The 15,569-nt window shown below is 66.3% G+C and carries 16 protein-coding genes; 10 read left to right on the forward strand and 6 right to left on the reverse strand.

The window, feature by feature from the left end:
* Positions 1-17 precede the first annotated feature (17 nt).
* A complete protein-coding gene (locus AC1RKI_RS00865) occupies positions 18-791 on the forward strand; it encodes a class I SAM-dependent methyltransferase (protein WP_492794193.1) in 774 nt (257 codons plus the stop codon).
* Here AC1RKI_RS00865 and AC1RKI_RS00870 read toward each other — a convergent pair whose 3' ends face one another.
* On the reverse strand, positions 792-1,697 hold the full coding sequence (locus tag AC1RKI_RS00870) for a LysR family transcriptional regulator (RefSeq protein WP_061958288.1): 906 nt from the start codon (positions 1,695-1,697) through the stop codon (positions 792-794).
* A 93-nt stretch (positions 1,698-1,790) separates the two neighbouring features.
* On the opposite strand from AC1RKI_RS00870, the gene AC1RKI_RS00875 reads away from it, so the two are divergent.
* Entirely contained in the window at positions 1,791-2,816 is a 1,026-nt protein-coding gene (locus AC1RKI_RS00875; RefSeq protein ID WP_150982188.1) for a bile acid:sodium symporter family protein, read from the forward strand.
* Positions 2,817-2,900: 84 nt separating this feature from the next.
* Here the strand turns inward: AC1RKI_RS00875 and AC1RKI_RS00880 are convergent, their stop codons facing one another.
* Positions 2,901-4,415 carry an N-acetylmuramoyl-L-alanine amidase gene (locus AC1RKI_RS00880; RefSeq protein WP_061958290.1) on the reverse strand — a complete coding sequence of 505 codons (1,515 nt, stop codon included), beginning with the start codon at positions 4,413-4,415 and terminating at the stop codon, positions 2,901-2,903.
* The gene (tsaE, locus tag AC1RKI_RS00885; protein WP_061958291.1) at positions 4,409-4,942 is read right to left on the reverse strand and encodes a tRNA (adenosine(37)-N6)-threonylcarbamoyltransferase complex ATPase subunit type 1 TsaE; all 534 of its coding nucleotides are present in this window, start codon (positions 4,940-4,942) and stop codon (positions 4,409-4,411) included. The genes AC1RKI_RS00880 and tsaE overlap by 7 nt, the downstream gene beginning before the upstream one ends.
* A gap of 127 nt (positions 4,943-5,069) precedes the next feature.
* On the opposite strand from tsaE, the gene queG reads away from it, so the two are divergent.
* Positions 5,070-6,161, forward strand: a complete 1,092-nt coding sequence (queG, locus tag AC1RKI_RS00890) for a tRNA epoxyqueuosine(34) reductase QueG (protein WP_341247854.1) — start codon at positions 5,070-5,072, stop codon at positions 6,159-6,161.
* On the opposite strand, the gene AC1RKI_RS00895 is transcribed toward queG, so the two are convergent.
* Positions 6,154-7,047 carry an AEC family transporter gene (locus AC1RKI_RS00895; RefSeq protein WP_061958293.1) on the reverse strand — a complete coding sequence of 298 codons (894 nt, stop codon included), beginning with the start codon at positions 7,045-7,047 and terminating at the stop codon, positions 6,154-6,156. The two genes, queG and AC1RKI_RS00895, sit on opposite strands and share 8 nt — an antisense overlap.
* 155 nt (positions 7,048-7,202) lie before the next feature.
* Here AC1RKI_RS00895 and AC1RKI_RS00900 point away from each other — a divergent pair, with 155 nt between their 5' ends.
* The 6 genes from AC1RKI_RS00900 (at position 7,203) to plsY (ending at position 11,649) form a co-directional block, all read left to right on the forward strand.
* Positions 7,203-7,820: a chalcone isomerase family protein gene (locus AC1RKI_RS00900; protein ID WP_150982191.1), complete on the forward strand. Its 618-nt coding sequence runs from the start codon at positions 7,203-7,205 to the stop codon at positions 7,818-7,820.
* A 103-nt stretch (positions 7,821-7,923) separates the two neighbouring features.
* Positions 7,924-8,904: a tripartite tricarboxylate transporter substrate binding protein BugE gene (locus tag AC1RKI_RS00905; protein ID WP_061958295.1), complete on the forward strand. Its 981-nt coding sequence runs from the start codon at positions 7,924-7,926 to the stop codon at positions 8,902-8,904.
* Positions 8,905-9,045: 141 nt separating this feature from the next.
* Positions 9,046-9,531, forward strand: a complete 486-nt coding sequence (locus AC1RKI_RS00910; RefSeq protein ID WP_490713623.1) for a methylated-DNA--[protein]-cysteine S-methyltransferase — start codon at positions 9,046-9,048, stop codon at positions 9,529-9,531.
* A complete protein-coding gene (gene xerD, locus AC1RKI_RS00915) occupies positions 9,528-10,436 on the forward strand; it encodes a site-specific tyrosine recombinase XerD (RefSeq protein ID WP_492794189.1) in 909 nt (302 codons plus the stop codon). Before AC1RKI_RS00910 ends, xerD begins: the two co-directional genes overlap by 4 nt.
* A gap of 22 nt (positions 10,437-10,458) precedes the next feature.
* Entirely contained in the window at positions 10,459-10,950 is a 492-nt protein-coding gene (locus AC1RKI_RS00920) for an aminoacyl-tRNA deacylase (RefSeq protein ID WP_150982192.1), read from the forward strand.
* Positions 10,951-11,040: 90 nt separating this feature from the next.
* Positions 11,041-11,649 carry a glycerol-3-phosphate 1-O-acyltransferase PlsY gene (plsY, locus tag AC1RKI_RS00925; protein WP_492794187.1) on the forward strand — a complete coding sequence of 203 codons (609 nt, stop codon included), beginning with the start codon at positions 11,041-11,043 and terminating at the stop codon, positions 11,647-11,649.
* Between the two features lie 87 nt (positions 11,650-11,736).
* On the opposite strand, the gene AC1RKI_RS00930 is transcribed toward plsY, so the two are convergent.
* Positions 11,737-13,020, reverse strand: coding sequence for an ATP-binding protein (locus AC1RKI_RS00930; RefSeq protein ID WP_061960152.1), 1,284 nt, complete (start codon positions 13,018-13,020; stop codon positions 11,737-11,739).
* Entirely contained in the window at positions 13,017-13,751 is a 735-nt protein-coding gene (locus AC1RKI_RS00935; protein ID WP_061960153.1) for a response regulator, read from the reverse strand. The genes AC1RKI_RS00930 and AC1RKI_RS00935 overlap by 4 nt, the downstream gene beginning before the upstream one ends.
* A 309-nt stretch (positions 13,752-14,060) precedes the next feature.
* On the opposite strand from AC1RKI_RS00935, the gene AC1RKI_RS00940 reads away from it, so the two are divergent.
* On the forward strand, positions 14,061-15,554 hold the full coding sequence (locus AC1RKI_RS00940) for an MdtA/MuxA family multidrug efflux RND transporter periplasmic adaptor subunit (protein ID WP_223505656.1): 1,494 nt from the start codon (positions 14,061-14,063) through the stop codon (positions 15,552-15,554).
* Positions 15,555-15,569: the final 15 nt, after the last annotated feature.

Below are 15,569 nucleotides of genomic sequence, written 5' to 3' on the forward strand. Positions count from 1 at the left end.
AGAACGAGGCACCCCTCATGCAACAACAAGAACTCGTCGCCGCCCAATTCGGCGCCACCGCCAACGCCTACCTCACCAGCACCGTGCATGCGCAAGGCGCCGATCTGGAACAACTCAAGCTGGCACTGGCGCACCTCAAACCGGTGCCGCACAGCCGCGTGCTCGACCTGGGCTGCGGCGCGGGGCACGCCAGCTTCGCCGCGGCGGCAATGGCCAGCGAAGTGGTGGCGTACGACCTGTCGGCGGAAATGCTCGATGTGGTGGCCCACGCGGCGCGCGATCGCGGCCTGAGCCATATCAAAACGCAACAGGGCGCAGCCGAAGTGCTGCCGTTCGCCGACGCCAGCTTCTGCGCCGTGGTGTCGCGGATGAGCGCGCATCATTGGCGCGATGTTCCGGCCGCGCTGCGCGAGATCCGCCGCGTGCTCAAGCCGAACGGCAAGATCGTGCTGATCGACATCGTCGGCGCCGAAGATCCGCTTTGCGACACCTGGCTTCAATCGGTGGAACTTTTGCGCGATCCGTCGCACATCCGCGACTACACCCCGACGGCATGGGCGCAGATGTGCGAGACGGCGGGATTCAGTGTCGATGTGTCGCCGGTCTGGCGCATCGACATCGAATTCGACAGCTGGGTAGCGCGCATGCGCACGCCGGAGGTTGCGCAAGCGGCCATCCTGCACCTGTGGCAGAAGGCGCCCGCCGAAGTGCGTGACCGCTATCGCGTGCAGCCAGATGGCAGCTTTGCGCTCGAAGCGGCGATGATCACCGCCGTGCCACGCGCGCTGTAGTCAGACGGCGACGGCCTCGGACGGAATCGGCATGGTCTGGACCATGTGCCAGACCGCAGCGGCGGCTGGCGACAGCGACCGGTCTTCGCGCCGGACCATGACGATGCTGCGCTCTTCGCGCGGCGTGAGCGGCCGGGATACCAGCGGCGACGCCTCGGGCAACGGCAGCGAGAACGACGGCAGCACCGACGCGCCGATGCCCGCTTCCACCATGCCGAACACGCTGGCCGAATGCCCTAGTTCCTGCACGACCTGGGGCGCCACGCCGTGCCGCGCCAGAATCCGGTCGATCAGCGGCCGGCTGCCGGACGCGAAGTCGAGCAGGACCAGCCGTTCGCCGTGCAGCGCACGCCACGGCACCGAATCGGCATTCGCCAGCGGATGGTCGCGGCGGCAGACGAAACAGAACGGGTCGGTGGCCAGCGGCGCGATGGTCAGCCCTTCTCGCGCCAGCGGGTCGATCAGCACCCCAAAGTCCACGGCGCCAGCGCGGATCTGCTCCAGGCCGTCGGCCTGGACGTTGTCGCGCACATACAGTCGGATCTCGGGATACTGGCTCGCGCAGGCCGCGACGTACATTGGCATCAGGCGCGCGGAAATCGTCGGCGCGCTGGCGATCACGACACGGCCGCGATAACGCTCGCCAAGCTGGCGCGTTTCCTCAAGCGTGTCGTCCAACTGCCCCAACAGGCGCTCCAACGCCGGCACCAATGCCGTTCCCGCATCGGTCAGCACCACCTCGCGCGTGGTGCGATCCAGCAGGCGCACGCCAAGTGCTTCCTCAAGCTCCGCCACGCCGCGGCTGACGGCGGGCTGGGTCAGGCCCACGGCGTCCGCCGCGCGGCTGAAGCTGCCATGCGCCGCCACCGCCAGAAACACCCGCAACTGCCGCAATGTGTAATTCATGCAACGGTCAAATGAATGAATGAAATAAATGAATTTGCATTCTAGACAAGACAGGCGTCCAATACCAAGCGGAAACCCTTACGCACTATCCCGATGTCCGCCATCCTCGCTCCCTTCAAGAAAATCTATGACCTGATCGACGGATTCGTCCTGATCATGTTGACCGCCATCGGCATCGCGCTGATCGCCCCGCAAATCGGCACCGGCGACGGCCCGCTGCACCTTGGCATCGTCACCAATCTCGGTGTCGCGCTGGTGTTCTTCCTGCACGGCGCGGCATTGTCGCGCGACAAACTGGTGGCCGGCGCAAAGCACTGGCGACTGCATGTGTTCGTGCAGAGCTTCACGTATATCGTGTTTCCGATCGTCGGCGCGCTGCTGATGCTGTCGCTGCGCAACACGCTGCCGCCCGAATTGCTGCTGGGAGTGTTCTACCTGTGCGCTTTGCCGTCGACCGTTTCGTCCTCCGTGGCCATGACGTCGATGGCACGCGGCAATGTCCCGGGCGCCATTTTCAACGCGACGATCTCTGGCCTGATCGGCATGGCGCTGACGCCGTTGCTGATGGGCCTGGTGATCAGCGCCAGCGGCGCATCGATGCCGCTGGGCCGCGCACTGATGGGCGTGGCGCTGCAACTGCTGTTGCCGTTCGCGCTCGGGCAGGCCGCGCGTCCGCTGATCGGCAACTGGCTGGCCAAGAAAAAGCAGATCACCAACAAGATCGACCGCGGCGTGATCGTGCTGATCGTCTACTCGTCGTTCTGCGATGCCACCGCCGCCGGACTGTGGCACCAGTACCACTGGCAGACCATTGGCGCCGTGATGGGCATCGCCGCCGTGCTGCTGTTCGTGATCCTGGGCACCACCACCTTTACGGCGCGACGCCTCGGGTTTTCGGTCGAGGACGAAATCACGGCCGTGTTCTGCGGTTCGAAGAAAAGCCTGGCAAACGGCATCCCGATGGCCAAGATCCTGTTTGCCGGACATCCGGCGCTGGGCCTGCTGGTGCTGCCGCTGATGGTCTATCACCAGTTGCAGTTGATCGTCTGCTCGGTGATTGCCGCGCGCTACGCTAATCGCGACGACGTCAAGGAAGAACGCAACGCGGTGCGCGCGTGACATCGCCCGCCCGCACATGAAAAACGGCGCCTCGGCGCCGTTTTTTGTTGCCACCGATTGCCGCGGATTGCGGCGTATCCCCGCTCACACCGACGGGTTTTTCGACAGCGGCGGATTCTTCGCGAAATAGGCGCGAATGCCGCGCAGGATGGCGTTGGCCAATTGCTCCTGGTGCGCGTCGTCGTTGAGCTTGCGTTCTTCCTCGGGGTTGCTGATGAACGCGGTCTCGATCAGGATCGACGGAATATCCGGCGCCTTGAGCACCGCAAAGCCGGCCTGTTCGACGCTGCCCTTGTGCAGCCGGTTGATGCCGCCGATTTCCGACAGCACGGCCTTGCCGACCTGCATGCTGTCGTTGATCTGCGCCGTGGTGGAAAGATCGAGCAGCACGCGCGACACCTGAGCGTCCTTGTTGCCCATATTGGTGCCGCCGATCAGGTCGGCGTTGTTTTCCTTGTTGGCCAGCCAGCGCGCGGCCGAACTGGAGGCGCCGCGCTCGGACAGCGCAAACACCGATGCGCCCTTGGCCTCCGGCGACACAAAGGCGTCGGCGTGGATCGACACGAACAGGTCGGCCTGCACGCGGCGCGCCTTCTGCACGCGCACGTTCAACGGCACGAAAAAATCCGAATCGCGCGTCATCATCGCGCGCATGTTGGGCTGCGCATCGATCTTGGCGCGCAGCCGCGAGGCGATCTGCAGCACCACATCCTTTTCGCGCGAGCCCGCCGCGCCGATTGCGCCGGGATCCTCGCCGCCATGGCCCGGGTCGATGGCCACGGTCAGCAGCCGGCGCATCTTGAACTGGCTCGGCGGCGGCACGTTGGTCTGGGCGATCGGCGGCGCAATGGGCGGCGGTGCAACGGTGGATTTGTCGGACGCGGACGGCGTGGACGGCTTCGGCTTCACGGCCGCCACAGCCGGCGGCGGCGCGGTGGTGGCCGGCGGCAGCTGGCCGCGATCCTCGAACTTGCGCACGATGGCGCCGATCGCGTCTTCCTCGGCTCCGGCCGCTGCGCCCGCCACCGCATCGTTGCCCGGCGGCGGCGTGGTCGCGGCGAAACGGCGCTGCTTGTCTTCGGTGTCGCGCACCAGCTTCCAGAGCGGGTCGGGCGGATTGACCGGATACAGGTCGAATACCAGACGGTTGCGGTAGTCGCCGATCGGCAGCAGCGTGAACACCTGCGGCGACACGTCTTCCTTGAGATCGAACACCATCCGCACCACGCGCGGCCGGTTCTGGCCAACCCGCACGGACTGGATATAGGGATCGTTCGGCGTGATCTTGGCGACAAGTTCGCGCAGCGTTGGCGACAGGTCCAGGCCGTCGATATCGACCACCAGGCGGTCCGGATTGCGGATCATCTGATGCACGGCGACGAGCTTCTCGTCGGATTCGATCGTCACCCGCGTGTAGTCTTCCGCGGGCCAGACGCGCACGGCCACGATGCCGGCGCCGAACGCGATCTGCGGTCCGGCCAGGGACAGCACCACCGTCCCGGCGCCAAACTTCAGGGCCTGCGCCATCCATTTGCGGCGGGCCTGCAGCAGTCCGTCGGGTCCATCGGGTCGGTCGGTGGCGAGTCGCTTGATCAGCATGCGTTCAGCAGGATAAGTCCAGTGGGAGTATAGGCGCGCAATGTTGCCATGCGGCGATCGGCGCCCGCTTCGGCCTCGTTATCGACGATTCGCGGCCCGCGAATGTCCGATTGGAGCAACACGTGCAAATCGGGTTCCCCAAGCAGGCGACCGGCTTTTTCGGGCCATTCCACCAGATTGAAGGCGGGCTCGGCAAAGCAGTCGCGAAAACCGGCGTCGATCCACTCCTCGGGATCGGCAAAACGGTACAGGTCGAAGTGGTAAACGGTCAGCGCCGAGCCATCGGCGCGCTGCACGGCATAGGGCTCGCACAGCGTGTAGGTGGGGCTGCGCACCTTGCCGGCGTGGCCGAGCGCGCGCAGCACGGCGCGCGACAGCGTGGTCTTGCCCGCGCCGAGGTCGCCGGACAGTTGCACATGCACCGTGCGCGGCGGCATCTGGCTCACCGCCTGGGCCAGTGCGGCGCCCAGCCGGTGCGTGGCGGCTTCATCGGGAAGCGGCAGGATGCGTTCTTCGAGCAAAGGCATTGCGTACAATTCAGGGATGATCGACCGTGCAGCGCCCGCCCCCTCTCCGTTGTCTTCCGTGTCCGCGACGTCCCCGCAGTCCGCCGCGCAGGCGCCTGATGCGTCCTGGCAGGCAGGCGAGGAGGACATGGCGCGGCTGACGGCGTCGATTCGCGCCTGGGGCTGCGAGCTGGGATTCGATGCGATACGCATCGCCGATGTCGACCTGCGGCACGCCGAGGCGGGCCTGTTGGCGTGGTTGCAGGCGGGCTACCACGGCGACATGGATTATATGGCCAACCACGGCACAAAGCGCGCGCGGCCCGGCGAACTGGTGCCCGGCACGGTGCGCGCGATCGTCGCGCGCATGCCCTATCTGCCCGCGCAGGGCCCGCAGGACTGGCGCCGCCACGAACTGGCGCGGCTCGAAGATCCGGCCACCGCAGCGATCTCGCTCTATGCGCGCGGCCGCGACTACCACAAGGTCTTGCGCAATCGGCTGCAGCAACTGGCCGCGCGCATCGAAGCCGAGATCGGCACGTTCGGCTATCGCGTGTTCACGGACTCCGCGCCGGTGATGGAAGTGGCGCTGGCCAGCCAGGGCGGCCTGGGCTGGCGCGGCAAGCACACGTTGCTGCTCGATCGCGATGGCGGATCGATGTTCTTCCTCGGCGAAATCCTGGTCGATATTCCGTTGCCGGCCGATGCCCCGGAAGCGCCGCATTGCGGCAACTGCCGCCGCTGCATCGACATCTGCCCCACCGGCGCGATCCTGGAACCGTATCGGCTGGACGCGCGCCGTTGTATTTCTTACCTGACGATCGAGCACAAGGGCGCGATCCCAGAGCCGTTGCGTGCCCCCATGGGCAATCGCGTCTATGGCTGCGACGACTGCCAGCTGGTGTGTCCGTGGAACAAGTTTGCGCATCGCGCCACGCTGCCCGATTTCGATGTGCGCAACGGCCTCGATTCGCCCGACATGGTCGAGCTGTTCGGCTGGAGCGAGGCGGAATTCAATCAGCGGCTGGAAGGCAGCCCGATCCGGCGCATCGGCCATGAACGCTGGCTGCGCAACCTGGCGGTGGGCCTGGGCAACAGCCTGCGCGCGGCGTCGCACGACAATGCGGCGCTGGCCGCGCGCATCCGGGCCGCCCTGCTCGCCCGGCGCAACGACGCCACGCCGCTGGTGCGCGAGCATATCGACTGGGCGCTGGCCCAGGAAAGCGCCGCCGTCAGCTGACCAGCGACAGCCACACCGGCGTGGTGACGATGGCAGCGATCGTCATCGCCGAAATCGTCGCCGCTACCATCGGCCCATTACCACCCATACGCACCGCCAGGATGTAGGCGCTGGAAGCCGTGGGCAACGCCGCATAGACCACCGCGATCTGGTACTGCAGCGTGGTCAGCGGCAGATGACGGCCGACGATCCATGCAAAACACGGCATCGCCAGCAGCTTCACGCCGGTCCACCACGCCATCGGCCCCACGCTGCCCGTGGCGCCGCTCAGCTGCAGCCCGGCGCCGACGGTCATCAGCCCGAGCGCCGTCGACGCCGAGCCGAGACGGCTCAACGTCATCGCGATCACCTCGGGCGGATGGAGGCCGAGCAGGTTGGTGACGAGGCCCATGGCCGTGGCGACGATCAGCGGATTGCGCGCCAGTTCGCGCAGCAATTTCGCTTCGCCATGCTTGGCCAGCGCCCACACCGCGACGATATTGCAGATCGGCACGGTCACGCCCACCACCAGCGCCATCATCGCCAACCCCTCGCTGCCGCCCAGGCGCGCAGCCAGCGCGAGCGCGATATACGAATTGAAGCGGAATGCAGTCTGCAAACCCGAGGCGAAATCGATCGGATCCGGGCGCAGCACGTACTTGACCAGATAGCCGGTCACCATGCCGAAGGCCATGGTCGCCAGCGCCAGACCAAGCATCGCCGACGTGGAGGAAAAATCGAATTTGGCACTGTTGGTAGATTGCAACAGCAGCGCCGGGAATAGCACGAAATACACCAGGCGCTCGACGCCGCCCCAGAAACCGCGATCGAAGGAGGTGTATCGCACCAGCAGCCAGCCGATCAGAATCAGGCTGAAATCCGGCACCAGCAACAGGGCGGAAGACATGTCTCGAGATATTTTTCTGGTTGTCGTCGGGGCCGACGGCAGGCTTCGCCAAAAGTGAAGCCTAGGGCAGATCCGGATGGGTATTCTTTCAGACTTCCTGCAGCATGGCACGCTGAATTTCGTCTTGCCGGCAGCTTCTCGCCGCCCGTCGCACCATGAAGTCCGAGCCGTCAACGCCCCGCCGATCCGCATTTCCCCGCCGCCTTGCCGCCTCGCTGTGCGCAACGCTGGCGTTCGGCCTGCTGTTGCCCACGGCATCGGCCAAGGAGATCGAAGGCGTGCGCTTCGACGACGCGGCGCGGCTGGGCGGCAAGCATCTGCCGCTCAATGGCACGGGCCTGCGCGAAGTCTTCGTGATCAAGGGTTACGCCGCGGCGCTGTACCTGCCCGAGCGCGCGCGCAACGCCACGGTGGTGCTGGGTACGCCGGGGCCGAAGCGCCTGCAGATCCGTCCGCTGCGCGAGGTGGACTCGGCGACGTTCGTCAAGGCGCTCAACGAAGGCCTGCGCGACAACCATTCGGCGCTGCAAATGCGCTCGCTGTCCGATCGCGTGGCGCAGTTGGAACGGACCATGACGCAGATGGGCGCGGCGCACCGCGGCGACATCATCAATTTCGATTTCACCCCCGACGGCGGCACCGCCGTGACTCTGAACGGCATTCCGCGCGGGCAGACCATTCCGGGTGAAGATTTCTACCAGGCCGTACTGCGCATTTTTCTCGGTGAACACCCGGTGGACCGCGATCTGAAGCGCGGCTTGCTGGGCGGCTGAATTCAAGCACGCCGGCGCACCGCCGCAACCCGCGGCACGCCGGCGATTCATGACCTCCCCGGGCGCGATCCGCCCGGCTTTTAGAACGGGAGACTCTCTTCAAATGCAAGCTGGCAAAACCGCACTGACCATCGCCATCGCGGCCGCCGCGTCGGTGGCTTCGATCGCACACGCGCAAAGCAACTATCCGACCAAGCCGATCCGCCTGATCATTCCGTTTGCGCCGGGCGGCACCACCGATATCGTGGGCCGCGGCGTGGCCGACCAGATGAGCCGCATCCTGGGCCAGCCGGTGGTGGTGGAAAACCGCGCCGGCGGCGGCGGCTCGATCGGTGCCGACGCGATCGCCAAGTCCCCCCCGGACGGCTACACCATCGGCATCTCGACGGTGTCGACCATGGCCGTGAACCCGGCCTGCAACCCGAAGCTCTCCTACGATCCGATCAAGGACTTCAAGCCCATCGCCAACGTGGCGAACGTGGCCAACGTGATCGCGGTGAACCCGAACTTCCCGGCCAAGGACTACAAGGAATTCCTGGCCGTGCTGAAGGCCAATCCGGGCAAGTATTCGTACGCTTCGTCGGGCACCTGCGGCTTCGGCCACATGCTGGGCGAACAGTTCAAGGTATCGACCAAGACCTTCATGGTCCACATCCCGTATCGTGGCGCGGGCCCGGCGCTGAACGACGTGCTGGCCGGCCAGGTGCCGATCATGGTCGACAACCTGCCGTCGTCGATGCCGTACATCAAGGCCGGCAAGCTGCGCGCGCTGGTGGTGGCGTGGAACAAGCGCGTGGACGGCCTGCCCGATGTGCCGACTTTCGGCGAAATGGGCCTGAAGGAGCCGAACGATCCGGCCTGGTATGGTCTGGTGGCGCCGGCCGGCACGCCTGACGACGTCATCGCCAAGCTCAACGGCGCGGTCGTCAAGGCGCTGCAGGACAAGGGCTTTGCCGACCGGCTGCGCGCCGCCGGCGCCGAGCCGTCCGGCAACACGCCGGCGCAGCACGCCGCCGAGATCAAGAAGGAATTCGACAAGATGAAGACCCTGGTGAAGGTTCAGAACATCAAGCTCGAACAGTAATCCGGACGGCTCCGGCAAGCCGGCAGCCGCCAATTCAGGGCCACTTCGGTGGCCCTTTTTCGTGGGCGGCGGCAGGCGCGCGAAATCGGCATAAAATTCATGCCTGCCCTATCAACCGGCGCCTCCGCCTTGCCTTTTGCCATGCAACGTCCCTTCGATGCCATCCTGCCCGCACCGTTCGGCAAAGTCGGCATTCGTGTCGATGACGATGGCGCGCTTGTCCACGAGATCGTCTACCTGCCCGACAGCTTTGCCGCGATCGCACCGTCCGGCGCCCTGGCGCAGCGCGTGGCCGCACAGCTGGCCGCCTACTACGACGATCCCGACTACCGCTTCGACCTGCCGCTGGCCACGCGCGGCACCGATTTCCAGCGCAAGGTATGGCACGCCATCAGCGCCGTGCCGCGCGGCGGACTGACCACCTACGGGACCATCGCCAAGACGCTGCAGAGCATGCCGCGCGCCGTGGGCCAGGCCTGCGGGCAGAACTGGTTTCCGATCGTGATTCCATGCCATCGCGTGGTGGCGGCCAACGGGCTGGGCGGCTTCGCGCATCACGGCGAGGAAGGCTTTCATCTGGGCGTCAAGCGCTGGCTGCTGCGCCACGAAGGCGCGATGCTGCTATGACGGCCACGCTCGACGACGACCTGTCGCTGATCGACCGGTTCTGCGATGCGCTCTGGCTGGAAGACGGCCTGTCGCGCAATACCATCGACGCGTACCGTCGCGATCTGGCGATGCTGGCGCGCTGGCTGCACGAGAGCGAAACATGCGCGCTGCTGACCGTCGACGATGCGGCATTGTCCGGATATTTCTCGGCGCGACACGGCCAGACGCGCGCATCGTCGGCCAATCGCCGCCTCGCGGTATTCCGCCGCTTCTACCACTGGGCGCTGCGCGAGCATCTGATCGAGGCCGATCCATGCCTGTTGCTGCGCCCCGCCAAGCAGCCGCCGCGTTTTCCCAAGACGCTCACCGAAGGCCAGGTGGAAGCGCTGCTCGAAGCGCCCGACACCGATACGCCGCTGGGCCTGCGCGACCGCACGATGCTGGAGTTGATGTATGCGAGCGGGCTGCGCGTGTCGGAGCTGACCACCATGAAGACGATCGAGATCGGCCTCAACGAAGGCGTGGCGCGCGTGGTGGGCGGCAAGGGCAACAAGGAGCGGCTGGTGCCGTTTGGCGTGCAGGCCGGCGACTGGCTGCGGCGCTACCTTGCCGAAGCCCGGCCGGTGCTGCTGGCCGGCCGCGCGTGCGACGAACTGTTCGTCACGCAACGCGGCGAAGGCATGACGCGCCAGACGTTCTGGCACCTGATCAAAAAACACGCGCGCGCGGCGGGCGTGCATGCGCCGTTGTCCCCGCATACGCTGCGCCACGCGTTTGCCACGCATCTGCTGAACCACGGCGCCGACTTGCGCGTCGTGCAGATGCTGCTGGGACACGCCGATATTTCCACCACGCAGATCTACACGCACGTGGCGCGCGAACGCCTGCGCGAGCTGCACCTGCACCACCATCCGCGCGGCTGACGCCGTGCGGTTTCGACGAATCATGAGCAAGACCAAGCACGTTTCCGAGACTCCCGCTACCCAATGGCTGCGCAAGCACAACGTGGCATTCGGCGAACATCCCTATGACTACGTCGACCACGGCGGCACCGCGGAATCGTCGCGCCAGCTTGGCGTGCCCGAGCATGCGGTGGTGAAAACGCTGGTCATGGAGGACGAAGCCGCCAGGCCGCTGATCGTGCTGATGCACGGCGACTGCTCGGTATCGACCAAGAATCTGGCGCGCCAGATCGGCTGCAAGAGCGTACAGCCGTGCAAGCCTGAAGTGGCGCAGCGCCACAGCGGCTACATGGTGGGCGGCACGTCGCCGTTCGGCACCCGCAAGACCTTGCCGGTCTATGTCGAGGCATCTGTGCTGGCGCTGGACACGCTGTACATCAACGGCGGGCGCCGCGGCTATCTGGTCAGCATCGCGCCGGCCGTGCTGACCGACGTGCTGGGCGCAAAGCCCGTGGAATGCGCGCTGCCGGACTGATGCGTCGATACCGGGAAATCACGGAGTCCCCGGACGCGACGGCGCGCTACAATCGCGCCAGCCTGAAATCCCTTGTCTTGTCCCCACATAATGGTCAACCTGATTTTTGCCGTCATCGCCTATCTGATCGGATCGGTCTCATTCGCCGTCGTGGTCAGCAAGGTCATGGGCCTGCCCGATCCCCACAGCTACGGTTCCGGCAATCCCGGCGCCACCAACGTGCTGCGCACGGGCAACAAGAAGGCCGCCATCCTGACGCTGATCGGCGATGGCCTGAAGGGCTACGTGGCGGTCGTGCTGGCCAAGCATTTCGGGCCCGCGTACGGCGTGGATGAAACCGGCATCGCGATGGTGGCGCTGGCGGTGTTCCTCGGACACCTGTTTCCGCTCTACCACCGCTTCGCGGGGGGCAAGGGCGTGGCCACGGCCGCGGGCATCCTGTTCGCCATCGATCCGGTGCTCGGCGCCGGTACGCTGGCCACATGGCTGATCATCGCGTTCTTCTTCCGCTATTCGTCGCTGGCCGCGCTGGTGTCGGCGATCTTCGCGCCGTTCTTCTACGTGCTGATCGAAGGCGTGGATATCGTGGCGGGCGCGATTCTGGTCATCAGCGTGCTGCTGATCGTGCGTCATCGCGGCAACATCGCCAAGCTGCTGGCAGGCAAGGAAAGCCGCATCGGCGAAAAGAAGAAGGCCTGAGGACCACAGCCTTCCTGCCCCAGCCTGCATGGTGCGCGCCGATCGATGCATGGCTCGGCGCGATAAATCTGGCCCGGCGCCTTTTGCTCAGGCCGCCTGGGCGATGGCCGCAAACGGAAACAGCATCTCCACGCGCAAGCCGCCTTCCGTGCGATTGGCGATCGACAGGCGTCCGCCCGACTGCCTGACCAGCCGATCCACGATGGCCAGCCCCAGCCCCGAATGCGCATTGCCGCCGCGCGCCGGATCCAGCCGCACGAACGGCATGGTGACGCGCTCGATGGCGTCGTCCGGAATACCGGGGCCCTGGTCCTCCACCGTCAGGCGCCAGCCTTCCTGCGTGCGCGCCGTTGCCACGTACACGGGCGGCGCGCCGTAGGCGTAGGCGTTGTCGACGAGATTGCCGATGATGCGGTCCAGCTGCGTGGCGATCATGCGGAAGCCCTCGCCGGCGGCGAGTTCCAACACCACCTGCCGATCCTGTTCCTGCAGCGATGCGGCGAGTTCGACGATGCGCTTGTCCACCGGCACGGGCCGCGCGGTCGGCTCGCTGCTCTGCGCAAAGGTCAGGAATTGCTCGACGATGGCAGACATCGAATCGACGTCGCGCGTAACGCCGGCGGCGGCCTTCGGATCGGCCAGCATCTCGGCGCGCAGCCGCAGCCGCGCCAGCGGCGTCTTGAGATCGTGCGCGATGCCAGCCAGCATGGTGTTGCGCTCCTGGTCGATGCGCACCAGATCGGCCACCATGCGATTGAAACGCTCGATCAACTGGCGTAATTCATGCGGACCGCGCTCGCGCAGCGGCGCCACGCTTTGCTGGCGCGAGAGCTTTTCGGCCGCCTCGGCCATGTCGCGCACGGGCCGCTGGAGCTGCCATGCCACGAACAGCGCAAACACGATAGCCACGCCCACCACCAGCACCACGCCCGGAATCAGCCGGTTGTCCGGCGGCGGGTTGTGCACAAACAGGATCGGCATCGCAATCCACCGGTTGCGATTGGGCAGCTTGATCCACAGCCGTGGCGTGGAGGCTTCGTCCTCGAGCCTGACCTCGGAACCCTGCGGCAAGCGTCCCGTGAACTGTTCGACGAGCCGGCGCGGCCGCCCCGCACGCGGCGCCGCCGCATGCTGGTCCGCCTCGGCGTTGTCGGCCACTTCCACCAGGCTGGGCAGTTGCACGGGCGGCCGGGCGTCAAGCGCCCGTTCGATACTGTCCAGCTGGAAGAGCATCTGTTCGACGGAATAGTCGATCTGCTGCTGGCGCCGGTCCATGCGCAGGATCGCCAGCCACGAGAAATGACTGATCACCAGCACGGCGGCAATCAGCAGCGCCATGCGGCCGAACAGGGTGTCGATCCGGAGCTTCATTGCGGAATACTGTCCTCGGCCTCGTCCGGCACAAAGGTATAGCCACGGCCGCGCACGGTCTGGATATAGCGCGGGCGCTGCGCGTCCTCGTCGAGCAGGCGGCGCAGGCGCCAGATCTGCACGTCGATGCCGCGATCGCTGATGCCGTTCGCCGTGCCGTACATCAGCTCGACGATCCGCTCGCGCGACAGCACTTCGAGCGGATGCATCAGCAGCAGCTTGAGCAAGGCGAACTCGGTGTCGCTGATCGACACGGCCTGGCCGTTGCGATCGAGCGAGCGCTGGCGGAAATTGACGCGGAACGGCCCGAAGGTCATCGATTCGCGGTCCTCCGGCGCGGCAGCCGGACGTGCCAGCTTGCGGCGCAGCACCGCGTTGATGCGCGCCAGCAGCTCGCGCGGCGAGAACGGCTTGCCGAGATAGTCGTCGGCGCCAATCTCCAGGCCGACGATGCGGTCGATCTCGTCGCTGCGCGCGGTCAGCAGGATCACCGGGATGTCGTCGTTCTTGGCCCGCAGGTTGCGCAGCGCGGTCAGGCCGTCCACCTTGGGCATCATCAGGTCCAGCACGATCAGCGCCGGCCGCTCACGCTCGAGCCGGGCCTGCAGGCCGTCGCCGTCATGAAGCACCGACACGGCAAAGCCCTGCGATGTCAGGTATTCGCGCAGGAGGTCGCGCAGTTCGGGATCGTCATCGACGACGAGAATCTGGGTAGGCTGATTCGTTCGCATAGGCACCATGATAGTCAGGCCGCTGCCTGCACATTGCAAATCGGCTCAGACGTTTTGTTTCCGGAGGTTACACCCGCGCCGCTCGTAATCCGCTGTAATAAAAGCGGGAAGGGGCGAAATACGTGGGATGGCGGCGGCACATTATTCTTCATCCCATGACGCGCCCTGCCGGGCGCCATCCCATCAGACGGCGAGTCGCCCTGCCCTCGCGATGCGGCATACTGCTGCCACTTCGCCGTCACAAGTCGCTGTGCGAATACCGTTTGGCACGCGCTCCTTTTTCGTCGTGCCGTTCCCAGGATTCCGGTCATGTCCCACCCAGAACAAGGTCAGCCTCTTCCCCCCAATCCGCCGCGCGGCCCGGCCCGCTCGCGCCGCCGTGTCTGGATCGCCGTCGCGGTGATCGTCGTGCTGGCAGGCGCCGGCTGGTACTGGCACAGCCAGCGCAAGGCCGCGCAGGAAGGCGCCGTCGCCGCGCCCGCGGGCGCCAGCGGCGCGGCGGGCAGGCGCGGGCCGGGCGCAGGGGGCGGCCCCGGTGGGCCGAACGCCATGCCGCGCTCGCCGGTGGTGGTCAACACGGTCGGCAAACGCAACATGGATGTGGTGCTCAATGGCCTGGGCAACGTCACGCCGGTGGCCAACGTCACTGTGCGCGCGCAGGTGTCGGGTCCGCTGATCAAGGTGCTGTTCAAGGAAGGCCAGATGGTCAAGGCCGGCGACGTGCTGGCGGAAATCGACCCGCGCCCGTTCCAGGCCGCGCTCGACCAGGCGGTGGGTCAGCTCGCGCGCGACCAGGCGCTGCTGGCCAACGCCCGGCTGGACCAGAAACGCTACAGGACGCTGCTGGCGCAGGATTCGATTTCAAGCCAACAGGTGGATACCCAGGACGCGCTGGTGCGCCAGTATGAAGGCACGGTCAAGACCGACCAGGGCAACGTCGACAACGCGCGGCTGCAGCTCAGCTACACGCGCATCGTGGCGCCAACCTCCGGCCGCATCGGCCTGCGCCAGGTGGATCCGGGCAATATCGTCAGCACCGGCGACACCAATGGCATTGCGCTGATCACGCAGATACAGCCGATCACCGTGCTGTACACGATCCCCGAGGACAACCTGCCGACCGTGCTCCGGAAGCTTAATGCGGGCGAAAAGCTGTCGGTGCAGGCGTGGGATCGCCAGATGCGCAATCAACTGGCCGAAGGCACGCTGCTGACCACCGATAACCAGATCGACACCACCACCGGCACCGTCAAGCTCAAGGCCATTTTCCAGAATACCGACGGCATGCTGTTCCCGAACCAGTTCGTCAATGTACGCACGCGCGTGGACACCATGGAAGACGCCACCGTGATCCCGGTGGCGGCGATCCAACGCGGCCAGCAAGGCACCTTCGTCTATGTGGTCGGCGACGACAGCGCGGTCAAGGTGCAGGTGGTGACACTGGGACCGACCGATGGCAGCCGCACCGTCGTGCTGAAGGGCCTGGAGCCGGGCCAGCGTGTGGTGGTCGACGGCGCCGACCGGCTCAAGGAAGGCATGGTCGTCGAAGCGGTGGACCCGGCCGCGCGGGCGGCGCAACTGACGCCAGCGAGCTCGGCGCGCGCGCGCGGACGGCGCAATGGCGCGAGCGGTGCGCACGGCGCGGCACACGGTGGCGCGAGCGGCGCGCATGGCGCTGCCAGCGACGCATCCGCCGCGGGCGGCGAGCGCCGCCGCCTGCGCGACGCGGACACCAATCCGAATCCGACCACCAACACGCCGGCAAATCCCGCCGCCAGCGTCGGCCAGCGGCCGCAGCAGTAACGCGAGGAGTCGAGG

Source organism: Cupriavidus sp. GW822-FHT06G04, from assembly GCF_058799075.1.